Origin of the sequence: Companilactobacillus ginsenosidimutans, assembly GCF_001050475.1 — a bacterium.
Classification (GTDB): Bacteria; Bacillota; Bacilli; order Lactobacillales; family Lactobacillaceae; genus Companilactobacillus; species Companilactobacillus ginsenosidimutans.
The window spans coordinates 2,177,258-2,201,128 of record NZ_CP012034.1; the positions used below are offsets into that span (position 1 = coordinate 2,177,258).

21 protein-coding genes are annotated in these 23,871 nt (G+C 37.7%); 13 read left to right on the top strand and 8 right to left on the bottom strand.

Features of this window, described 5'->3' with window-relative positions; translation table 11 throughout:
• The first annotated feature begins 18 nt into the window (after window positions 1–18).
• Window positions 19–579 carry a TetR-like C-terminal domain-containing protein gene (locus ABM34_RS10875; RefSeq protein ID WP_048705699.1) on the top strand — a complete coding sequence of 187 codons (561 nt, stop codon included), beginning with the start codon at window positions 19–21 and terminating at the stop codon, window positions 577–579.
• Between the two features lie 135 nt (window positions 580–714).
• Window positions 715–2,514, top strand: coding sequence for an oleate hydratase (locus ABM34_RS10880; protein ID WP_048705700.1), 1,800 nt, complete (start codon window positions 715–717; stop codon window positions 2,512–2,514).
• Between the two features lie 50 nt (window positions 2,515–2,564).
• Here the strand turns inward: ABM34_RS10880 and ABM34_RS10885 are convergent, their stop codons facing one another.
• Complete coding sequence (locus ABM34_RS10885) at window positions 2,565–2,825, bottom strand: type II toxin-antitoxin system RelB/DinJ family antitoxin (RefSeq protein WP_048705702.1); 261 nt, start codon at window positions 2,823–2,825, stop codon at window positions 2,565–2,567.
• Between the two features lie 179 nt (window positions 2,826–3,004).
• Here ABM34_RS10885 and ABM34_RS10890 point away from each other — a divergent pair, with 179 nt between their 5' ends.
• The 7 genes from ABM34_RS10890 to ABM34_RS10920 all read left to right on the top strand — a co-directional run bounded on the left by ABM34_RS10890 (window position 3,005) and on the right by ABM34_RS10920 (window position 13,605).
• On the top strand, window positions 3,005–4,294 hold the full coding sequence (locus ABM34_RS10890) for a cation:dicarboxylate symporter family transporter (RefSeq protein WP_198141150.1): 1,290 nt from the start codon (window positions 3,005–3,007) through the stop codon (window positions 4,292–4,294).
• 54 nt (window positions 4,295–4,348) lie between these two features.
• Window positions 4,349–4,795 (top strand): ASCH domain-containing protein, encoded by a 447-nt coding sequence (locus tag ABM34_RS10895; RefSeq protein WP_048705705.1) that lies wholly within the window; start codon window positions 4,349–4,351, stop codon window positions 4,793–4,795.
• A gap of 475 nt (window positions 4,796–5,270) precedes the next feature.
• A complete protein-coding gene (locus ABM34_RS10900; RefSeq protein WP_048705707.1) occupies window positions 5,271–6,386 on the top strand; it encodes a C39 family peptidase in 1,116 nt (371 codons plus the stop codon).
• A 16-nt stretch (window positions 6,387–6,402) separates the two neighbouring features.
• On the top strand, window positions 6,403–7,860 hold the full coding sequence (locus ABM34_RS12960) for an NlpC/P60 family protein (RefSeq protein WP_053084472.1): 1,458 nt from the start codon (window positions 6,403–6,405) through the stop codon (window positions 7,858–7,860).
• Between the two features lie 229 nt (window positions 7,861–8,089).
• A complete protein-coding gene (locus ABM34_RS10910; RefSeq protein ID WP_048705708.1) occupies window positions 8,090–10,219 on the top strand; it encodes a M13-type metalloendopeptidase in 2,130 nt (709 codons plus the stop codon).
• Between the two features lie 98 nt (window positions 10,220–10,317).
• Complete coding sequence (locus tag ABM34_RS10915) at window positions 10,318–11,019, top strand: ABC transporter ATP-binding protein (RefSeq protein WP_048705710.1); 702 nt, start codon at window positions 10,318–10,320, stop codon at window positions 11,017–11,019.
• 9 nt (window positions 11,020–11,028) lie between these two features.
• The gene (locus ABM34_RS10920) at window positions 11,029–13,605 is read left to right on the top strand and encodes an ABC transporter permease (protein WP_048705712.1); all 2,577 of its coding nucleotides are present in this window, start codon (window positions 11,029–11,031) and stop codon (window positions 13,603–13,605) included.
• 39 nt (window positions 13,606–13,644) lie between these two features.
• Here the strand turns inward: ABM34_RS10920 and ABM34_RS10925 are convergent, their stop codons facing one another.
• Complete coding sequence (locus ABM34_RS10925; protein WP_048705713.1) at window positions 13,645–14,274, bottom strand: endonuclease III domain-containing protein; 630 nt, start codon at window positions 14,272–14,274, stop codon at window positions 13,645–13,647.
• Between the two features lie 53 nt (window positions 14,275–14,327).
• Between ABM34_RS10925 and ABM34_RS10930 the strand changes: the two genes are divergently transcribed.
• From ABM34_RS10930 to ABM34_RS10945, 4 genes are all read left to right on the top strand, one after another.
• Window positions 14,328–14,663, top strand: coding sequence for an iron chaperone (locus ABM34_RS10930; RefSeq protein ID WP_048705715.1), 336 nt, complete (start codon window positions 14,328–14,330; stop codon window positions 14,661–14,663).
• Between the two features lie 151 nt (window positions 14,664–14,814).
• Window positions 14,815–15,087, top strand: coding sequence for a hypothetical protein (locus ABM34_RS10935; RefSeq protein WP_048705717.1), 273 nt, complete (start codon window positions 14,815–14,817; stop codon window positions 15,085–15,087).
• A 195-nt stretch (window positions 15,088–15,282) separates the two neighbouring features.
• Window positions 15,283–16,851: an Nramp family divalent metal transporter gene (locus tag ABM34_RS10940; RefSeq protein WP_048705718.1), complete on the top strand. Its 1,569-nt coding sequence runs from the start codon at window positions 15,283–15,285 to the stop codon at window positions 16,849–16,851.
• Between the two features lie 19 nt (window positions 16,852–16,870).
• Entirely contained in the window at window positions 16,871–17,311 is a 441-nt protein-coding gene (locus tag ABM34_RS10945) for a universal stress protein (protein ID WP_048705720.1), read from the top strand.
• A gap of 498 nt (window positions 17,312–17,809) precedes the next feature.
• Here the strand turns inward: ABM34_RS10945 and cls are convergent, their stop codons facing one another.
• The 6 genes from cls to trpD all read right to left on the bottom strand — a co-directional run bounded on the left by cls (window position 17,810) and on the right by trpD (window position 23,761).
• On the bottom strand, window positions 17,810–19,282 hold the full coding sequence (gene cls, locus ABM34_RS10950; protein WP_048705722.1) for a cardiolipin synthase: 1,473 nt from the start codon (window positions 19,280–19,282) through the stop codon (window positions 17,810–17,812).
• 96 nt (window positions 19,283–19,378) lie between these two features.
• Window positions 19,379–20,161 (bottom strand): tryptophan synthase subunit alpha, encoded by a 783-nt coding sequence (trpA, locus tag ABM34_RS10955; protein WP_048705723.1) that lies wholly within the window; start codon window positions 20,159–20,161, stop codon window positions 19,379–19,381.
• The gene (gene trpB, locus ABM34_RS10960) at window positions 20,154–21,362 is read right to left on the bottom strand and encodes a tryptophan synthase subunit beta (RefSeq protein ID WP_048705725.1); all 1,209 of its coding nucleotides are present in this window, start codon (window positions 21,360–21,362) and stop codon (window positions 20,154–20,156) included. Before trpB ends, trpA begins: the two co-directional genes overlap by 8 nt.
• 18 nt (window positions 21,363–21,380) lie before the next feature.
• Window positions 21,381–21,962: a phosphoribosylanthranilate isomerase gene (locus ABM34_RS10965; protein WP_048705727.1), complete on the bottom strand. Its 582-nt coding sequence runs from the start codon at window positions 21,960–21,962 to the stop codon at window positions 21,381–21,383.
• 3 nt (window positions 21,963–21,965) lie between these two features.
• A complete protein-coding gene (trpC, locus tag ABM34_RS10970) occupies window positions 21,966–22,745 on the bottom strand; it encodes an indole-3-glycerol phosphate synthase TrpC (protein ID WP_048705728.1) in 780 nt (259 codons plus the stop codon).
• Window positions 22,742–23,761, bottom strand: a complete 1,020-nt coding sequence (gene trpD, locus ABM34_RS10975) for an anthranilate phosphoribosyltransferase (protein ID WP_048705729.1) — start codon at window positions 23,759–23,761, stop codon at window positions 22,742–22,744. Before trpD ends, trpC begins: the two co-directional genes overlap by 4 nt.
• Between the last annotated feature and the right edge of the window lie 110 nt (window positions 23,762–23,871).

Below are 23,871 nucleotides of genomic sequence, written 5' to 3' on the forward strand. Positions count from 1 at the left end.
AGTAGTGAGGAACACGCTGTGACTAAAGATACAAAAAAACTTTTAGCAGAATCATTATTGACCTTATTATGTTCGAAGCCAATAGATCATATTACAATCAAAGACATCGTGACAGAATGCGATGTAACACGTCAGACATTTTATAACCATTTTTCTGACATTTATGAATTGGTGGAGTGGATATCGAAAAGGGCAGCCGACAGGGCACTCGTTTCTTCATCAGATTACGACAGTTGGCAACAAGGATTCTACAACATAATGGTTGACTTAAAACAGCATGAAACTATCGTTCATAATATTTATGAATCTCGATATCGTGATGTGCTTGAAGATTATTTTTATCGAGTAGTATTCAAATATGTCGCAAAAGTGGTTGAACTTCAAGCCGAGGGTATGAATGTTGAAGACAAATATAAACACTTCATTGCTCATTTTTATACTTTGGCATTTATTGCTTTGATTTTTGAGTGGGCTCACAAAGGGATGAAAGAAGATCCTCAAACACTTATCGATCAGACGTCTGTATTAGTAGAAGGAGACTTTAAAAAGGCTCTTCAAAAATACGATAATCAAGATTAAACCTAAAATTTACAAATCTGCGGATTTGTAAATTTTTTTACATTCTCAGAAATTTGTAAATTGTTTAACAATCTTTTTTCCATTATTTTAGAAATGTACTCAATTAGTTTTTAACAATTGGAAGAAGGCAAGATTATGAACATTTATAAAACTATGTATCATGCTAATAAACCCGCTGGTGTTGATGACCGTAAAGCAAATATCGTTGGTGGAGGAATTGCTGGATTAGCAACAGCAACTTTTCTAATCGATGATGCAAAAATGCCTGCAAAAAATATCACAATCTATGAGAAAAAACCTGTAATGGGTGGTTCAATGGATGGAACTAAATCTAATGAAGGATATCTTTGTAGGGCTGAACGTGAGCTAGAACCATACATGGAATGTCTTTGGTATCTTTGTAGTAAGATTCCATCATTGGAAAACGAAGGCAGAACTGTCTTAGATGATGTTGTAGACTTCAACCGTGAAGAACCAATTCACTCAGAGGCTCGAGTTATTATTAACCAAGGTGAAATTGATGCTCACTATCACGAATATAAATTATCAGCAGAACACTTTGCTGCAATGAGTAAAATTATTGGTTCAACTGAAGAAGAATTGGCTGACAAATCATTAGATGATTTCTTTGACCCAAGCTTTTTCAAGACAAACTTCTGGACATGTTTCCACAGTCAACTAGCATTCAAACACTATCACAGTGTTATCGAATGCCGTCGTTATTGGCAAAGATTCACATTTATCAACCGTCACGAATATCTTGAAGGATTCATTCACACAAAATATAACGAATATGACGCAATTATTCTTCCTATCGAAAGATATTTGATTGATAAAGGTGTTAATTTCGTAAATGATTTCTCAGTTTATGACTTGAACTTAGATGGAAATAATAATACTGTTCAAGAAATTCTTGCCAACTATCATGGTGAAAAAACAGCTATTCCTGTTGCTGCACAAGACTTAGTTTTCGTCACAAGTGGTTCAATCAGTGAAAATAGTACATTCGGTGATAACGATACAGTTGCCATCACAAACACCGATACAAGTGACATGGGAACATTTACGATTTGGCAAAACTTGGCTAAGAAGGATGAGAAATTTGGTCACCCTGAGAAATTCTTGGGACAAATTGATAAGACTAAATGGATCTCATTCTTCCCAACTGTTAAAGATTATCCAGAATTCTTCAAACGTATCGAAGAGATGTCAGGTAGTCCTGCCGGTACTGGTGGTTTGATGACATTCAAAGATTCAAATTGGGATCTATCATTCGAAATTCACCACAAACCATTCTTCCCATATCAAGCTGACGACGAAGAAGTTGGCTGGGGATATGGATTGTACGGTGAAAATGAAGGTAACTATATTAAGAAGAGAATGTGGGACTGTACTGGTGATGAAATCATGACAGAACTTCTTTATCACTTAGGTATGCTCGATATTAAAGATGAAGTGTTGAAACACACATACATGTCAACAGCTATGATGCCTTACTGTACAAGTCAATTTATGCCTAGAAAACTCGGCGACCGTCCAAAAGTTGTTCCAGAAGGTTGCACAAACTTGGCATTCTTAGGACAATTCGTTGAAGTTGATGACGATGTTGTCTTCACGGTTGAAACATCAGTTAGAACAGGTATGGAAGGAGTTTACGAATTACTAGGATTGGATAAATCAGTTCTAGAAGTAAATCCAGCTCGTTACGACATCCGTTATCTACTCGAAAGAATCAAGAGATTCAATGGTATTTCTGGCAAGGTTACAGAAGCCGATCTACCAGCAATCGATTTGACAAAACTTCCAGAGTTGAAACAAATGTTGTTGAAGACAATCAACGACGTTCCACCTTACTATCAAATGTATCTAGGAAAAGATCAGACAATTCCGACGAAGAAATCGGTCTTGCATCCTAAAGCTCGTATTAGCGAATAGATTAAATGAAAATGGCAGTGAACAAAAAGTTCACTGCTATTTTTAAATATTTAGTTGTCATCATTTAAATCATCCATTAATTTCTGTATTGAATTAAAAGTTTTATTTTGGGGATTATTGAACTCTCTTCTTGCTATTTCATTTTCGATTTCTGTGTGATCAGTTTTGAAAGGTAAATTATTTTCATAAACTGATTGCTCCAAAAAAATCTGAATTGCTGCTTCCAGACTTATTCCAAGATTGCTGTACAGCTTTTCGGAATCACTGACTAGTTTAGAATCAATTTTTAAAGTAATATTCGTTTTAGTCATTAATTTCCCTCCCCTTTGTTTGAATCATAACATCTTGAAATTGATAAAGCTTCTTATCTTTTATTTGTGCGAACTAACTTATTTTTTTCTAAATTAAAACCTCTTTAAACTTATTAAATTTTGTTAACCTATTGAGGTTCGTTTTTGCTATAATTGATAAAGCAAGTTTTTCTAAGGGGATGTTTACAGTGCAAAAACGGCGTTATTTTCGTGTTAGTTTAGGATGGCAAATTATCATTGGATTAGTCCTTGGTATTATTTTGGGACAGATTTTTTACCATAATAAAGCTGTTATTCAAGTTATGCAGAACATTGGAACAATGTTTATTAGCTTGATTCAAATGATTGTTCTTCCTATTGTTATCTCGTGTTTGACAGTAGGTATTGCCAACATGGGTGACATTAAGAAGCTAGGTAGAATCGGATTAAAGACTTTAATTTATTTTGAAGTAATGACGACTCTTGCCATTATCATTGGTATTATCGTTGCCAATGTTACACATCCCGGTACATATATAAATATTCATGATTTACAAAGTTCAGATATTTCCCAATATACATCTTCGGCGAAAACGGCTGAGCATGGTGGGATTTGGACGATTCTAATGAGTATTATCCCGACAAATATTTTTGCCGCTATGGGTAAAGGTGATATGTTGCCGGTTATCTTCTTCTCTGTATTCTTTGGACTAGGTATTGCAGCTATTGGTGAACAAGGACAGATTCTTACCAAAGTTCTTGATGCTACAGCAAATGTTATGTTCAAGGTTACCAACTGGGTTATGAGAGTTGCTCCAATTGGTGTCTGTGCGTTGATTGGTGTAACGGTTGGTGAAATGGGATTTGAAGCCTTGAAACCGCTGGGATTATTTATCGTAATTGCATACGGGACAATGGCATTCTTCGTATTCGTCGTAATGGCGCTAGTCGGAAGAATTTTCCATGTTAAATTTTATGAATTATTCAGAATTATTGAAAATGAAGTTGTTTTAGCATTTACAACTGCCAGTTCAGAAGCAGCCTTGCCAAAAATGATGGATAAAATGCAAAAATATGGTTCAACTAAAGGTATCGTTTCATTTGTTATCCCAACTGGATACACATTCAACCTTGATGGATCAGCTATTTATCAGTCATTAGCAGCGCTGTTCTTGGCACAAGCTTATAACATCAACTTATCAATCGGACAACAGATAACACTAGTAGTTGTTCTGATGTTAACGTCAAAAGGTATGGCTGGTGTTCCTGGTGCATCATTCGTTGTTCTACTAGCAACCGTTTCGACAATCGGTGTTCCAATGCAAGGATTAACTTTCATTGCCGGTATCGATAGATTAGTTGATATGGGACGTACAGCAGTTAACGTTGTGGGTAATTCATTGGCCACAGTTATTATTGCTAAGAGTGAACATGAATTTGATGAAGAAAAACGAGAAAAATATGTAGCTTCGTATACACGTGGTGACTAAAGTAAGAGCTTGAATTCAAATTAGAATTCGGGCTTTTTTTATAAGGAGAAAATTTTGACAACAGAAGAATATTGGAAGAAGTTTTGTGAGAAAACTGGAACTGATGTAAATAAGACTCATGTTGAGTGGGCATTTGGATATACAAAGGAAGTCGCCAATGATTTATTGGAATTGGTGAAAAAGGGAGATAAACGTGCGACTACGTCCGCATGGGAATTGTATGAACCTGGAGATTATGTGCCAAAGGTAGGAGACTACAATATTATTTTGGATGGTGATAATAATCCAGGATGTATAACTCAAACAAAAGTCTCTGAGGTAGTGACTTTTGATCATGTGACTGCTGAACATGCTTATCTTGAAGGTGAGGGTGATAAAACTCTCAAGTATTGGAAAAAGGTTCATACCGACTTTTTTGAAAAGGAATACAAAGAAGAAGGCAAAGTATTTAATGAAGAAATACAGTGTTTGTGTGAATATTTTGAAATAGAGTTTATTTAGTCTTGAATATAAGGGGCGATACATTAATGCAAATTACGTTAGAACTGACGTGATTTTTTTAATTTCGTAATAACACTCAATAAATATGCTCAACGTGCTATAATCCAGCTGTAAACAAAAAGGAACAAGCTACAGTTGCTAGCTTGCCCCTTACACAGCCGTTCGGAAAACGGTGGTCGGTTAATACAGGTAGACTTAACTTCCCAAAGTTATTGAGGGTCTACTTTTTTAATTCCTTTATCTGAGATAAAGACGTCGCAAAACCAAATTCATTGCTCTGATACGCTTTTTCAAGTATCAGGGCTATTTTTATGCTCTCAAATTACGAAAACACAAATAAACAGTTTTACAAAAATTATTATATTTTTGGCTATATACGCCATAATTATATTGACGTAATTGTATTAGACTATTACATTTTAAGTATGTTCATGTTTTTTAAAGCTATAGGGAGCTTTATAAAAAGGGGGACTTTATGAAAAGAAGCGTCAAATATTCACTCTGCGTAAGCTTTATTGCTTCAATGAGTATTTTAGCTTTTCCAGTAATATCTCACGCGGCAACAACTGAGACTGCCACGCCGGCAGCATCCACGGTCGTCAATGATCCATCGGATACTGACGCGCAACATACTTTAACACCAACGCAGAAAGCTACCACGCCTTCTGTTCAGGACGTTGATGGAGTTTTCACAGTTGGAAATCAGAATGCACTATTGACCGACCAGACTGGCACGCAAACTGCAAGTCGTAGTGTCGCCGCCGACAGTGCTTGGTACACCGATAAACTAGCAACTTCGTCAACTGGGCAAAATTATTATCGAGTATCAACGTTGGAGTATATCAATTCAACAGCTGGTACTTTTGTTAGCAACGTAACTGACTACGACGCAACAGCCACGGTAACTTATAAGTCGGGTGCCGCTGTACATTCTTACAATGGATACGGCGACAACGCTAGTTATACTGGTAGTGATTTGTCGACAGGAACGGATTGGAAGATTTCAAAACGTGCCAACAAGAACGGAAAGTTCTGGTATCAAGTTGGTAATAATGTTTGGATTCCACAAGATTACGTGGTCGTTAATAATGCACCGGACATGAAGTCTGCTGCTTGGTTATCAGGTGTTCCGATGATTGCACAAAATCCGGAATTGCCAAATGGTTGTGAAATTACCGCTGTGACAATGATGTTGCAATACGCCGGCGCAAATGTCGACAAGATGCAATTGGCACGTGAAATGCCACGCAGCAGTGACCCCAATTATGGTTATATCGGTCAACCTTGGGATTCAACTGGGATAACAATTTTTCCAAATGCATTAATGAACTTGGTTGAAAAGTATGCTGGTTCTGCTAAAGACTTAACTGGTCAAGGATTCAATGCGATTAAATATCAAATCGATATTGGGCATCCTGTTGTGACTTGGAATACGCTTCACGGCTTTCCTTATCACGCATTAACTGTTACTGGTTACGATGAAAATTATGTTTATTACAATGATTGTTGGACTGACCAGACAACTCAAATGGATATCAATTCATTTATCACAAATTGGAACACGCAAAATAGACGTGCTATTAGTTATTAATATTTAAGGGGAAAATATGAAAATTAGTCATAAAGTAATTATTTTTAGTAACTTGGTTCTTGCTGGAGTATCAGTTGGAATTATGCAAAATAACGCTAAGGCAGATACTGCCACAAGCGACAATCAAACTGCTCAAGTTGCTCAAGTTCAAGCTGCTACTGCAACAGAATCTACTGCAACTGTTTCTGCTAATGCTGCAGATACACAAACAAGTTCATCAGATGAGTTAACTGCTACACAAGTTCAAGCTCCACAAGCAAATGTGCAGGCTGCAACTGATGCCAACACACAAGCTGGTGAACAGCCAACTGATCAACCTATTGCTACAAAGATTGACGGTGGTGTTGTTACGGTTGGTAACCAACAAGCATCATTATATGATGGAAATGGAAACAAGCTATCTGTAAGTATTGCTCCAAATTCTGGATGGATCACTGATCAAAAGCTTTCTACACAAGCTGGTGATACTTATTATCGTGTAAGTACTGACGCCTACGCAAATGGGAATGACGTTACACTAACTTTTGGTAACAATAAGAGTGGTGTTGTTCGTGTTAAAGGTTGGGGTGCCAAAACTTACAATCGTAATGATTCAGGATTCTCTGATGCAAGTAACGGTAATTTAGCTGCTAATACTAGCTGGCAATTCAACAAAACTAACGATTTGAATGGTATTACTTATTACCAAGTTGGAACAAATCTTTGGATTAATTCAAACGATGCTACTGATGCTCCTGCTTATTCAAATCCTGCTGGTTGGCTTCAAATTCACAATACTCAAATTCAACCCGAAGGTACTGTAGGTTACGATTTGTACAATGGCGTTGAAGGTATCAAGGTTTACCTTGTTAGAAAGCTATTTGGTTATTCAAACAGCCACACTATTTATGATGGAAATGTTATCAACTCTGTTAGAAGTTTCCAAGCTAAAGCTGGTCTACCTGTAACTGGTGTTACTGATTTGGCTACTTGGAAAGCTATGGGTTATTCCGAAGATTCATGGTACGGAATTGATTCATACATCGCACCACTTTTGACAAATGAAAACAGCTCACGTTCAGATCACATTGAAGCAATGATTACTCAAGCCAAGAAGTATATTGGTCAACCTTGGGTTTCAGGTGCTGCAAGTTCACCAGACTATGGTGTTGATTGTTCTGGATTAGTTACGCAAGCAATGTACGCAGCTGGAATTGACCCATCACCAGTTGGTTCAATTCAACACGCTCAACCTGGTCACGAATGGAATAGTCGTGACATGTGGGCCGACTGGAGAATGCCACACATTGCCGCTTCACAAAGACAACGTGGTGATTTAGTATTCTTCACCGATCCATCAACAGGAATCATTTGGCATGTTGGTATCTTGTTAGACGCTAACACAATGATTGATTCATGGCCTGGAACAGTTGGAACATCATCAATTTATTCAGGAAAAGGTAATATTGCCGGTTATGCAAGAGTATTTTCATAACATCCTTAGTCGTTCGTTGGCGTAGCCAACACCAAAACTGTTGCGCACACGCCACAGCGTGTACGTTCCATATTTTAATATTCAATTCAAGCACACACATTTAAAATGTGTGTGTTTTTTTTCTTGCCGTTCATTTGTTAGTGTAACCGTGTTACATAAATTGGTTGTATTTAACTACTACTTGAATGAGAATGTAAGTATAAATAATTTTGTAGAAGGGGATACGTATATGAAACATAGGGGAAGTATATTTATATGTGGAGCAGCTTTGGCCATTTTATTGGGGATAACATCGGTTCAAACTGCACAGGCTGATATAACATCAGACCAGACTAATGGCACAACTGAAAATGTTGTTTCAACTCAAGCTGATACAAGTACCACAACTACCGACACCGCCAAGTCGAATACTAGTCAACAAAATGATAAGCAATATCCTGGTGGAGATTGGAGTGTTGATCCAACTACAGCAACTGCTCAGGAAAATTATTACTACTATGTTAATGGTAAATGGCAAGAATCAACTAAGATTCCAGCTGATAAACAAGCGGTTGGGGTGACTGATGACATGCAAAATACGGTCACAACAAAGATGACTAATGATTTAAATGCATTTGCCAGTGGTCAGAAACAAGCTGGTTCTACTCAATTGCAACAAGCTGTTGACTTCTATCAAAAGGCTAAGGATACATATAAACAAAAACAAGCCGGATATGCCGATATTAATAAGGATATTAAGTCTATTTCATCTATGAAAGATTACGATGATTTCAATCAAAATTTGGTGGAATTTAGCAAAGAAGGCTTCGCTCTTCCTTTCGATATTGGAGTTGAACCTGGATTGAAAGATTCAACAAAGCATATTTTGTATTTCAACGCCCCTGGTACAATTTTGCCTGACCGGTCTTATTACGACAATGATGATGACGGAACTGCAATGTTGTCAGCTTACTCAGAATCAGCTTCTAAAATGTTGGAATTAGTTGGATACAACGAATCTGACATTAACAAAACAGTTGAGCAGGCATTAGCTTTCGACCGGTTAATTGCCAAGAATACGTCGGATCCAAGTAATGCAATCGACGACCCAGATGCATTCTACAAACCAATGGATGCAATTAAGTTTGCTAAATCATTTAAATCATTAAAACTTGGAGATTATGTCCAAGCTCTTTTCCCAACTAACACTGCCGATTTAGATATTTATGATAAAAAATATTTTGGCTCATTCAACAATTTGGTTAATAAGAATAATTTCGAGATGATTAAATCTTGGATGGTCGTCAGACTATTAACTGATAATGCTCAATTATTGGGTAAAGATGCTACAGCTGCTACCGCACCATATGTTGAGAAATATAAGGGTATATCGCAACTCCCAAATGATCAAAAACGTGCTTACACTTTGACTGGGAATAATTTTGAACAAATTTTAAGCGAATACTATGGAAAAACTTATTTTGGCGAAGCAGCTAAAAAAGATGCTACTCGTCTTATTGATAATATTTTAAGTGTTTATCACGATAGAATATCCAATAATACCTGGTTAAGTGATACAACTAAGCAAAATGCTCTTGATAAATTGGCTAGGATTACCTTGAAAGTTGCTTATCCTGAGACAGTTCCTAATGATTATAAAGGTATAACTATTTCTAAAACTGAGAGTCTATACGATACTGTGAAAGATTTGAACGCGGCTGAATTTCAAACTGCTCTAAATAACTTTGATAAAAAAGTTGATAAGTCTATTTGGAGTATGCCAAGTTATTTGGTTAATGCTCAATATGACCCACAAAGTAATGACCTCACAATTCCTGCTGCCATTTTGCAAGCACCATTTTATTCAACTGATCAAACGGATAGCCAAAATTATGGTGGTATAGGTGCCACAATTGGACATGAAATTTCTCATGCCTTCGATAATTCTGGTGCTCAATTTGATAAGTACGGCAACTTGGATAACTGGTGGACCCCTGCTGATTATGACAAGTTCCAAGCTCTTACCAAAGAGATGGCTGCTGAATGGAATGGTATTCCATATGCAGGTGGTACGGTTGATGGTGATTCGACTGTTGGTGAAAATATGGCTGATAATGGTGGTTTGAATACTGCCTTACAAGCGGCTAAAGCCGAACCAAACTTTAACGCTGAAGAATTTTTCGAAACCTGGGCTAAGAGTTGGAAATTCAAGGGGACTCCTGCTTATGAGAAATATTTGTTAGCCGTTGATGTACATGCTCCACAGCCATTACGTGCTAGTGTTGCGCTACAAAATCTTGACGATTTCTATACGACTTATAACATTAAAGAGGGCGACTCAATGTGGTTGTCACCAAGTTCTAGAGTTCATATTTGGTAAAAAATCGTTAAAAAATGCTATAATAATTATAAGAAAATACAAAAAATAGAGGCTGCGACAAAGATGTCCAGTCTCTTTTTAATAGTGAAGGTGATTGTATGGCATATATTGAGGTTAAAAATGAGTTCAAACGGTATCAAATGGGTGAAACTGAGATTATTGCAAACAATGATCTGACTTTTGATATAGAACAAGGAAAGTTGACGGTTATTCTTGGACCTAGTGGTGCCGGAAAGTCGACAGTTTTGAATATTTTGGGAGGGATGGATACTCCTAGTGACGGTCAGGTTATCGTTGATGGAACTGATATTGCAACATTTTCTGAACGTCAACTGACTGAATATCGTCGTAATGATGTTGGATTTGTTTTCCAGTTTTATAATTTGATTCCCAATTTAACCACTAAAGAAAATGTTGAGCTTGCCTCGGCGATTGTTAAGGATGCACTCGATGCAACTGAAGTTTTAAACCAAGTGGGCTTGAGTGGAAGAATTGAAAACTTTCCTTCGCAATTATCTGGTGGGGAGCAACAACGTGTAGCCATCGCTCGTGCTTTGGCTAAAAATCCCAAGCTATTATTGTGTGATGAACCGACCGGTGCCTTGGATTATGAAACTGGTAAACAAGTTTTGACCTTGTTGCAAGATGCCTCCCACAAAAATAATAAAACGGTTGTCATTATTACTCATAACTCCGCATTAGCTGCCATGGCTGACCGAATCATTAAGATAAATGATGCAAAAGTGAGATCTGTAAAAGATAATCCAACTCCAACTCCAGTTCAAGATATAGAGTGGTAGGTGAAAACAATGAAACCATTGACTAAAAACATGTTTCGAGAAATTAAGCAGTCAAAAGGCCGTTTTATCGCCATTATTTTGATTATTATGTTGGGTGTTTTAATCTTCGTCGGAGTTAAAGCAGCTGGCCCAAGTTTGAATGATTCACTCAATAAAACCGTGACAGGGAAGCATTTATCAGATGTACAAATGATTTCCTCGTCTGGATTCACTCAAAAAGATATTAAACTTGCGGAAAGTGTCAGTGGTGCTAAAGCTGAGACAGCCTATTACAAGCAAGTCGTCGGTGGAAAGGACCAGGTCGCAGTCTCACTTTATGGATACGACAAGAGTTCCAAACAGAATCAGTTAATCATACGAAGTGGACGTCTGCCCAGACACCAGAATGAAATCGTCTTGGATCAGGCCGCCAAGCTCAATTACCACTACAAGCTGGGACAAAATTTTTCATTTGCGAAGTCGGCTAATTTGAAATCAGCTTCATATAAAATAGTTGGATTCGTTAGTTCCCCACAATATATCGATAGCCAGGCGCGTGGTTCGAGTAATGTGGGTGATGGCACGGTCAGGATGTTTGCTTATCTGTATCCGGAACAAATGAAGATGCCTTTTGCGACTCAAATGAATGTGCGATTTAATAGTTTGCAAAGTAAAAATACTTTTAACGACAGTTATAAGGATGCTGTGGATGACAAATTGTCAGCTTTGAAAAAAGCCTTTAAGGGTCGGGCAAAAGTTAGAAGTAATGAAGTGTTTGGTGCAAGTTTGAAACAGGTTCAATCTCAACAAGCTCAGTTAGATCAAGCAAAGGCCCAATTAGAGGCAGCTAAATTTGCTGGAGCGGATGTTTCTGCACAAGAGGCAACTCTCAAAGAACAACAGCAACAATTGACTGATGCTTCAGACAAGTTATCTAAACAGGCAACATCAAGCTATACTTGGCAAACTCGCGACGACTTGCCCGGATTTTCAGCGTTTGGTGAAAGCTCAGACAGAATTGCTGCGATTGCCAACGTCTTTCCAGTGTTCTTCTTCTTGATTGCCGCTCTGATTACTTTCACGACAATTACTCGAATGATTGAAGAAGCCCGTGGACAGATTGGTACCTTCAAGGCTTTAGGCTATACAAAGTGGGAAATTGCTAAGAATTATTTCTACTATGCTTTGACGGCTGGACTTATCGGGACAATCCTTGGTGCTGTGATTGGAAACGAGAGTTTACCTCGAATAGTTTTGGCGTTATACAAGCAGTACATTCCGCTTAATTGGGATGTTAAATTCCAATGGGGAATTATTTTACTATCCCTATTGTTCGCTTTAATATCGACTGTTGGTGCGGCTATGTTTGTTGTGCGCCAAGAATTGTCGGAAGGACCTGCCGCATTGATGCGTCCAAAGGCTCCCAAATCAGCTAAGAAAATTTTGATGGAACGAATTAAACCTCTTTGGAATCATCTTAGTTTTAATCAGAAAGTTAGTTATCGTAATCTATTCAGATTTAAGTCAAGGATGTTGATGACTATCATAGGTATTGCTGGTGGTACGGCGCTAATTTTGACTGGATTTGGAATTCAAAATTCGATTGGAGCCAGTGGTACTCAACAATACGATAAGATTTTTGACTATCAAGCTGTTGTCAGGCTTTCTGGCAATAATCCCGATAGGGCATTAAAAGTGTTGGAATCTGACAAGCAATATAACCGCAACGTACAAATTAATGCCACAACTGGAAATGTGTCTGCTAACGGAGAAAAGGTTGATGACGTCAATTTTTATACTCCGGAAGATAAAACTTTTTCTAAATATGTTGAACTGAAAGATTTATCTGGTAAAAGGCTTAACTTGTCTAATGACGGAGTTATTGTCACTAAAAAAATGGCGTCGATTCTTGGTGTCGAAAAGGGTGACACGATTAAAGTCGCTAAATCGAATGGTGACGGTGGTGATATTAAAGTTGCTGGAGTGACTCAAAATTATGTTGGCCACTATATGTATTTGAATAAGTATACTTATACCAAGATATTTGGAGATGCGCCAAAGACTAATACTTTGCTGGTTAATTTGAAGTCGCAAACAACTAAACATCGTAACCATTTAGCTAATAAGTTGCTGAAGAGCGGTGGTGTGATGGGAACTAGTTACACCTATGATCAGCAGTCGATGATTTCAAAAATGACGACAGCGTTGAACCCAATTGTGTGGATCTTCATTCTGTTATCAGGTGTGTTGTCATTCGTTGTTCTTTACAACTTAACTAATATTAATGTATCTGAACGGATTAGAGAACTTTCAACAATCAAAGTTCTTGGGTTCTACAATAATGAAGTCACGATGTATATTGTCAGGGAAAATATTATTTTGACGATTCTCGGAATTGCCGTAGGATATGGTGTTGGAAACCTTCTTACCACCTACATTCTTCATCAAGCCTCGACGGAACTGGTGGTATTCCCACTGACAATTAGTTTAATGGGATATATTACAGCGACAATTTTGATGATAGTTTTCACGATTATTGTCATGTCAATTACTCATCAACGACTGAAACACATCGATATGATTGGTGCATTGAAGTCTACTGAATAAAAAAAAGATTCTCTCAAAATTTGAGGGAATCTTTTTTTGTTAAATTGTAGTTGGTAATACCAAGGTATAGTCATCAAAGAAATCACTTTTAAGTTTGCCAAACTCATCCAGTAAAGCATGGAACTCGCTGGCTTCGTCGGGAGTGAACTTGAAATCGAACTCGACAGCTTTTTTGAGCTGCATATATGTCGGTTTGTTGTCGAAGGCCTTCATTTTTTTGAACAGACGCATCGTATAGTGGTCGGCCACAAAGGTTGATCTATCAAAATAATATAGCAATAATACATCTGCGGTTTCATTGCCAATTCCTTTTAATCCTAATAATTTTTTTCGTAAGTCAGGAGTAGAAAGTTTTGACCAAGCAGAGAAGTTATCTCGATAGGCGGTTAACAGGGAACGTAAGTATTCAGCTTTACCGTTAAAGAATCCTGAAGGTTGGATTAGTTCTTTCAATTTATCAATATCTAGGGAAAGCAGTTTGTCTAAATCAAAATTAGTTTCATCTCGTAAGTTTGCCAGCGAACGATCAACATTTTTCCAGTTAGTGTTTTGAATTAAAACCATTCCGGTTAACATTTCTTCAGTACTTTGTGCTGGCCACCAATTTTGACGCCCTAATTGTTTTTGTAAAATTTCAAATAATTCTCTGATACTAATCTTTTTGGACAAACTAATTCTCCTAAATATAAGTTAAAATATAGTTAAAAAGGTGGGATTCTAATATGACTGCATTAAATGATTATATATCAACTTTGGATAACGATGATGACAAAGCACTCGCAAAGCGGATGAATGAAATTATCTCTGAAGCTTTGCCTGATGCTCAAACTCGTATTTCTTATGGGTTACTAGGTTATTATCAACCTAAACAAGTTTGTTTCTTTGGCATCAACAAAGCTCATGTTGGGTTTTATCCAACAGATAAACCAATTGATCACTTTCGTGAGGAAATTCAGCCGTATTTACATGGGAAAACTACACTTCATTTTAAAAAAGATGTCGATGATTTTCCAGTAGAATTGATTCAAAATATAGCAAAGTGGAATTTAAATAATTGATAATCTTGAAAATTGCATTAATCTGAAAATTATTTTTCTTCATATAATAACTTCAAAATTAAATATTACAAAAGCTTATTTATCGTACATATGTTTGGGTTTATGTGGTAAGATAGCCTGTATTGAAATGAGAAATGTGTGGGGAGAAACAATGCAAATAGTATTATTTTTAATTGGTTCTGTGTTTGCTCTACTTCTTGAGAAGTATATATTTGCAAACAACAGACATGCATGGATTGGCGCTATTATACCGGTCTTATCCATCATTATAGTTACATGGCTACTTGTTAGTGCTCGAATGGTTTGGGGTATTACAGATTTAATCATTGGTGCATTATTCGTCTTCTTTAACTTCATTTTTTGGAGTCAAGGAATCGGACTTTACCAGAAACGTAAAAACATGCGTCGTGTTCGCAAAGCATAAATAATTGAATATAAATATTTCAGAGGGCTAAATCTTAGCTCTCTTTTTTTATCAAAAATTTCGTGAAAACGTTTAATGATTTTGATACGGAGTATAACAATTATCATTAAATACCAATCACTTTATCTAAAATCGATATTTCCAAATATTTATCCGGTGTTAGTATTTCCTCGATTCAAAAAGGAGATCTGAACAATGAAAGACGAAGGTCAACCACGCAAAGGCAAGTTGCTTGCATACGCCAATGGACCATCATTGGAAGAGATCAACAGTACTGTTGAAGTACCAAAGGATAAAGGCTTCTGGAAAACATTATTTGTTTATTCAGGCCCGGGCACATTAGTCGCGGTGGGTTATATGGATCCTGGTAATTGGAGCACATCAATTACCGGTGGTCAAAACTTTGAATATTTATTAATGTCTGTGATACTTCTTTCTAGTTTAGTAGCCATGTTGTTACAATATATGGCTGCTAAACTAGGAATTGTAACACAAATGGATTTAGCACAAGCAATCCGTGCACGGACAAGTAAGTCCCTCGGAATTGTATTGTGGATCATGACAGAATTTGCCATCATGGCCACTGATATCGCGGAAGTAATCGGAGCAGCTATCGCTCTATACTTGCTGTTCCATATTCCGCTAGTAATTGCGGTGTTCATTACCGTATTCGATGTTTTACTATTATTACTTTTGACAAAAATTGGTTTTAGAAAAATTGAAGCATTAGTTGTATGTTTGATTTTAGTTATTATTGTAGTTTTCGGTTACCAAGTTGCACTATCAAATCCTGATTGGGGTGGGGTAGTAAAAGGCTTAGTTCCTAATGGAAAAACTTTTTCTGAAAGTCCTACTGTTGCTGGTATGACACCATTGACTGGTGCACTAGGTATTATTGGTGCCACTGTTATGCCTCATAATTTGTACTTGCATTCAGCAATTTCTCAAACGAGACAAATTGACCATAACGATAAAAAACAAGTTGCCATGTCAGTTAAATTTACCGCTTGGGATTCAAATATTCAGTTAACATTTGCTTTCTTCGTAAATGCTTTGTTGCTAATTATGGGTGTTGCCGTATTCAAGAGTGGAGCAGTTAAAGACCCTTCATTCTTCGGCTTATTCCAAGCATTATCAGATACTAAAACTATGAGTAACGGAGTTTTAGCTAGCGTCGCAAAAACTGGTATTCTTTCAACCTTATTCGCAGTTGCTTTATTAGCATCAGGTCAAAATTCAACTATCACCGGAACTTTAACTGGTCAAGTAATCATGGAAGGATTCGTTCATTTAAGAATGCCACTGTGGTTGCGTCGTTTGGTAACCAGACTACTATCAGTTATTCCTGTATTAATTTGTGTATCATTAACTAGCAATAAGAGTCCAATCGATGAGCATATCGCTTTGAACGATTTAATGAATAATTCACAAGTGTTTCTAGCGTTCGCCTTACCATTTTCAATGCTGCCATTATTATTAATGACTGATAGTGAAGTCGAAATGGGTAAGGAATTCAAGAATTCTTTCTTGGTAAAAATTTTTGGATGGATTTCCGTCATTGGTTTAACTTACTTGAATATGATGGGACTTCCAGCTCAAATAGAAGGATTCTTTGGCAGTAATCCAACCAAAAGTCAAACCGCATTAGCAGACGGAATTGCCTATGTATTAATCGCAATCGTCGTCGCAATGTTGATTTGGACAATCATAGAATTGTATCGTGGTAACAAACGAGTCGCACAATTGAAGGAAGAAAAAGAATGACTTTTCGAGAGTGATCAAAATGATAGAAGTTTATAAAAGAATTTTAGTAGCAGTTGATAACTCTTATGACTCCAAGGTGGCATTTGATTACGCCGTATATCGAGCGAGTTTAGATGACTGCATATTAGATATTGCATCTGTTGTAGAAGACAATGATTTCAACGCTTATGAAATTTTGTCGAAACAATATATGTCAGAAAAACGTTTAAGTATCGAGCAAACGATTCAATCCTATAAAAGGATTGCGGAAGATGATGGAGTCAAAGAAGTTAATACGTTTATAACGGAAGGCGACGATGAAGCTGGCGAGATTATTTGCAAGAATTTGATTCCTGTTATTAAGCCGGATTTGTTGGTTGTTGGGTCTAAGTCGGAGCCTGGAGTTCGGTCTTTGTTTGGAAGCCAGGCAAGCTACATGGTTAAGCATGCCCCCATCTCGGTTTTAGTAGTCCGAAACTAGAGTGAGGTGGATGTTCACTGCCGCTCTCCGGTCAGGTTCTTGGGGGCCGTGGTCGCTGTGAACACGATTTTGAGCTTTTCCAAGTTCGGGAAAATCTCAAAACTCGGTTTTGTCCTAACCTTGGCCGATGCCAAGCTAAGGACAACGCCACGGCTTGGGCCCCCAAGAACCTGACCTGCGGGCTAGTTAACATCTGACTATAGTTTTGGTGGGGTTCGTCTATCCGCACATTATTGCTATGTTAGTAAATGAAAGTGCGGGATCAAAGCCAAAAATTAAAACAAGTTAGAGGTTACTTTCAAATTTATGAAACCAAAAATAAGGTCGAGAACAAAAACTGTTCTCGACCTTTTGTGGTTAATACTATTAATAAATAAATCTAAAATAACGAACAGAGAAACTATTACTAAAGAATTACGTATCTTCTGTTTAGATGGAGAAGGGAAATCGATTTCCCTTCGGAATCGGAATTGAACCTCAAGCAACCAATTTTACTCTTTACAGAATAGGTGAAAGCAAACGAGAGAACCGTTGCTTAAAATGCATCCAAACTCCTTGATGGTCAATAATATCTTGCGTCAACAAGGTGGAATCTTCCATATCATGCTCAAATGATCTGCGCACTTTTCTGGCAATTTTTGAATCGTAAATAAATGCATTGGCTTCGAAGTTTAATGAGTAACTTCTGAAATCATGATTCATTGAGCCTACTGAACAAATTTTGTCATCGATAATTGATGTTTTGGCATGTAAGAATCCCTTGTCATAGGTGTAAATCTTAATTCCAAATTGAGTTAATAGGTTGGAATAATATTGAGTTGCACGGAAGATGAAGGGATGGTCTGGCATGCAGGGTACCATGATTCTAACGTCGACACCTGAACGTGACGCGATGGTTAGGGCAGTGAACATTGGATCGTCGGGAATTAAGTATGGCGTTTGAATCCAGATGCTCTTCTTGGCATTTATAATCATATCGATGAAGCCGTCTTTTAAAATTTCTTGTCTCGAATCGGGACCGTCAGTGACGATTTGTATAGGTAGATTGGTATTTTCGTTGAAACGGTCAGCCGGGAAATATTTGTTCTCAAATACTAGAGGCTTCGTTTTACGATCAATAGAAGCGTTCCAATCTTGGAAAAATCTTTCTTGCATAAGTAGTGTGGCTGTTCCCTTTACACGAATGTGGGAGTCACGCCAATAGCCGAATTTCTTGGATTCGCCGACATATTGATCGCCAACATTGAAGCCACCGATCCAACCAGCTGTTCCATCGATGATAGTTAGCTTTCTGTGCAAGTGATAGTTTAAACGTGTTTTATAGATAACATTTTTGGAAGTGATAAATGGAAGAACTTGGCCACCGGCATCTGATAATTGCTTGAGCCATTTTTTATTCTGTCCGCCAGAACCCCATGGATCATAAAGTAGCCTAACTTCTAATCCTTGTTTAGCTTTTTCCGTTAGGATATCCAAAAATTCTTGGCCAATTTCACTTTTAATAAAGGCGTAGTATTCCACGTGAATGGTTTCTTTAGCCTTTTTCATATCCTCAAACAGGCGCTCGAATTTCTTTTTGCCATCATAAAAAAGTTCGATTTCATTATGTCTAGTTAAGGGAGTTTCTTCAGTTCGATTGAAAAAACTGATTACGTGGCGGGCGTAATACGTCTCATCAGACCGCGAACTTTTGCGATCATTGTTTCGATCGTCAGCTGCAATTTTATTTAGCTGTTTTAACCCCACATGTTCTTGATTCCCAATACTAAATATTTTTTCCTGAGCAATTCCACGACCGAAGAAGGCATAAATTAAGAATCCTACTACTGGCAACAGTAAGAGGACTAAAATCCAGGCCCACGTTGTTACGATATTACGTGGTCTATGGAACACTGTGATCAAGGCGGAGACGGTGTTCAATACTAAAATGGTTACTATCGTCCAAATTAACCAATGATCAATAATTATCATAAATATCCCCCATGTTTATGTCTTTACATAAAAAAAGTGTACGACAAATCATTTATAAAATCTATCGAATAGATAATGATTATCGTACACTTATTTTTATTTTACGGTAACTGAAATGGCTTCTTTTATACTTTGAGCATAATCAGCCAAATCTTTTTGAGTGTTACCATCACTGTTAGCAATTATTTTGACTACCGCAGATCCAATAATGATTCCGTCAGATATGCGTGATAATTCGGCAGCTTGTTCAGGGGAGTGAATTCCAAATCCAATTGCGACTGGAACATCAGTAACCTTTTTGATTCGTTCGATGGTGTCTTGTAACTGTTTTGAGAAATCGTTACGAACACCAGTTACACCCAATGAAGAAACCATGTAGATGAAACCAGTAGCCTTTTTAGCAATCTTCTCGATTCGGTCGCCAGAAGTTGGAGCAATTAATGGAATCAAGTCGATACCATATTTTTCTGCAATAGGTTGTAGCTCGTCAGATTCTTCATAAGGTAAGTCAGGAATTACGAGACCCGTGATGTTAAGACTTTGACATCTTTGACAGAAAGCTTCATAACCATATTTAAAAGCAATGTTTAAATAAGTTAAGAATATGATTGGGACGTCAGTTTTCTCACGTGCCTTAGTGACGATATCGAAGACTACGTTAGTATTAACTCCGGCGTCAAACGCTCTAAGGTCGGCAGCTTGGATAACAGGACCATCGGCAACGGGATCGGAGAAGGGGATTCCTAATTCGACGATATCAGCCCCATTTTCAGCAAGAGTGACGATACTATCGACGGTTGTTTGAAAATCTGGATCGTCTGAAACTACGAATGGAATGAATGCTTTTTTATTTTCGAATACTTGTTTTAAATTAGTCATCAATATCTACTCCTCTATATTTAGCGATTGAAGCTACATCTTTATCACCACGACCTGAAAGGGTGCAGATGATGATTTGGTCTTTGTTCATTGTTGGAGCAATTTTTTCAACGTAGGCTACTGCGTGACAACTTTCAATAGCAGCAACGATACCTTCAGTTTTAGCAATATACTCAAATGCGTCAACGGCTTCATCGTCGGTGATACCAACATATTGGGCGCGTTTTAATTCAGCCAAGTGAGCGTGTTCTGGACCAACACCAGGATAATCTAGTCCAGCTGAGATTGAGTAAACTTTATCGATTTGTCCATCATTATTTTGGAGGAACATTGATTTCATACCGTGGAAAATGCCGACAGAACCGCGTTCGATAGTTGCGGCAGTTTGATCAGTGTCAACACCTTTACCAGCGGCTTCACAGCCAACTAATTGAACTCCATCGTCGTCGATATAGTTGGCGAAACTTCCAATGGCATTACTACCACCACCAACACAGGCAACTACCATATCTGGTAATTTTCCTTCAGCTTCAAGAATTTGTTGTTTGGATTCTTTACTGATGACGCTTTGGAAATCGTGTACCATTTCAGGAAATGGATAGGGACCAACGGCAGAACCCATTACATAGAAAGTGTCGTCGATTCGTGTAGTCCACTCTTGAAGAGTTGCATTAACAGCATCCTTTAGAACCATTGAACCGCTAGTAACTGGATGAACTTTAGCACCAAGTAATTCCATACGATAAACGTTCAATTTTTGACGCTCAGTATCTTCTTTACCCATGAAGATTTCACAGTCCATATTGAATAAAGCAGCAATCGTGGCAGTGGCAACACCGTGTTGACCGGCGCCAGTTTCAGCAATTAAACGAGTTTTACCCATTCGCTTAGCTAATAAAGCTTGTCCAATAACGTTGTTAATTTTGTGAGCACCAGTATGGTTTAGGTCTTCACGCTTGAGATAAATTTTTGCGCCGCCGAGGTCTTCGGTCATTTGCTTTGCGTAATATAGTAATGAAGGACGATTAGCATAGTTGTTAAGTAGATCATGTAATTCCTTCAAGAAGTCTGGGTCGTTTTTGTACTTGTCATATGCGGCAGCGACACGGTCAAGCTCTGCCATCAATGTTTCGGGGATGTATTGACCACCAAATTGACCATAGTGGCGTGTATCATTAGTTTCTTCTTGCATTTCTTTCATTAGTAGTTCCTCCTGAATTTAAATACTGTGAACGAGTTTTACGATATCAATTATTTTTTGTGGATCTTTAATCCCTTCAGTTTCAACGCCACGAGAAAGATCTACTATAGTAGGTTTTGTCGTTTTGATAGCCTGTTTAATGTTGTTAATATCAAGTGCACCGGCGATGATTAAAGGTTTATCGGTAGTAATTTGTAGTTTGGTCCAGTCGACTGGCTTTCCATTTCCAGTGCCACTGTCGAGCATGATGTAATCAGCTTTGGTATCGGGATTTAATTGATTCGGTTTGAAAACGTTAATTATCGGGATATTGTTTTTTTGAAGTGTGGTAACTGTTCCCTCTTCTTCACTACCATGGAGTTGAATCATTGAAATTGCTCCACTCCTATAGGTTTTCAACATTTCATTTATTGGTGCGTTGACGAAAACACCAACACTCGGAATTGCGGGGTCGAGTGCTTGTCTCATTTTCAACGCTTGATCAAGTTCAAGATGATGTCTACCACCTGCAAAAATGAATCCGGCTAAATCTGGTTTTGCTGTATTGACGGCTCTAATGTCATCAAGTGTCATCAGTCCACAAATTTTAATTTTTGTCATAGTTTATACACTTTTGAATTCGTTAATTATTTTTTCTTTGTTGTCTGCTCTCATAAAAGTTTCACCAATCAGAACGCCATTGACGCGGGCGTCCTTTAAACGTTTGATATCTGCGGTTGTTTTGATACCACTTTCTGTGATGAAGGGGATACCTTCAGGAACTAGTGGTCGAAGGTTAATGCTGTTATTTAAGTCGACTGTAAAGTCTTTCAAGTTACGATTATTGACACCAATGATTTTGGCGTTAGCTTTTAAAGCACGATTCAATTCATCTTCATTGTGAACTTCTACTAAAGCTGCCAACCCCAACTCATCAGCAAGTTTGAGATAGTCATTTAGTTGTTCATCGGTGAGAATTGCTACTATTAAAAGAACTAAACTGGCCCCGTTAATTTTTGCTTGATAGAGCATGTAAGGATCAATTGTAAAATCCTTTCTCAATAGTGGAGTTTGAACAGTGTTTGAAATTTCGTTTAGATACTGCAAATTTCCGTGGAAGTAGTCGGGCTCAGTTAAAACTGAAATTGCATCGATTTTCGCATCCTGATAATCCTTAGCTATTTGTAAGTAAGGAAAGTCGGTGACGATTGTCCCTTTGGAAGGGGATGAACGCTTAATTTCTGCAATGAAGTGTAGCCCTGGTTGTAAAAATTTATCAACAATTTCTTGCGGGTTTTTGTTGGGTAATTTATCAGCTTGAGCTTGTAATTGAACTAGTGGTGTTTCAGCTTTTTCAGCGTTAATACGTTTAGTTGTGGCAGCAACTAAATCATCTAAAATCAAGCCGCAACTCCTTCTTCAGTCAATCTTACGAAGTCGTTTAATTCTTTGATTGCTGTGCCATCGTCAATTACTTTAGCTGCCAACTTGATTGCATCGTCTAAACTGATTTCAGGTTTAGCTGTGTGAATTGCAAGTGCGGAATTCAATAGGATGACATTACGTCTAGCATCTTTTTTACCGTTCAAAACATCTAATGTGATTTGGGCATTTTCATCAGGAGTTCCACCAATGATGTCAGCTTTGTTAGCACGTTCAAAACCAAATTGTTCAGGAGTGATTTCATATTTAGTAAATTCACCATTGTGAACTTCCATAACGGTTGTTGGTGCTGAGATAGAAGCCTCGTCAAATCCATCTTGTCCATGAATTACCATGGCGTTCTTAATCCCCAATTGGTCCAAAACTTTTGCCATTGGTTCAACTAAACTTTCATCATAAACACCTAAGACTTGGCTAGAAGCATGAGCTGGATTAGCAAGAGGCCCGAGCACATTGAACAAAGTTCTGATACCAAGTTCTTTTCTTACTGGAGCAACGTATTTCATTGCCTTGTGATATTCCTGCGCGAATAAGAAACAAATTCCGATTTCGTTAAGGATTTCTTCACTACGTTTAGGATCCAAGTTAATTTGAACACCTAATGATTCAAGAACATCAGCGGCACCACTCTTTGATGAGGCTGCGCGATTGCCGTGCTTTGCGACCGGAATTCCAGTTGCTGCAACTACTAAAGCAGATGTCGTTGAAATGTTGAATGAGTTTGAGTGATCACCACCAGTACCGACAATTTCAAGAACTGGTTCGTCAGGATGAAATTCCAAAGCGTGAGCTCTCATGGCGTCAGCTGCTCCGGCAATCTCTTCAACAGTTTCTTTCTTTACACTCAAGGCTGTTAGGAAACTTGAAATTTGAATTGGTGTTGTGTTTCCTGTCATTATTTCGTCGATTACTTCGTTTGTTTCGTCAAATGTTAAATCTGAACCTTCTGTTAATTTCTTAATTGCATTTTCAATCATAATTGAATCCTCCAAATTAATTTTGTTGTTGTTTTAAATTAATTGAAGAACTGCCATCGTGTATTTACTGTCATATTAGTGATCCTCCTGAGTATAAAAAAAATCCGTCC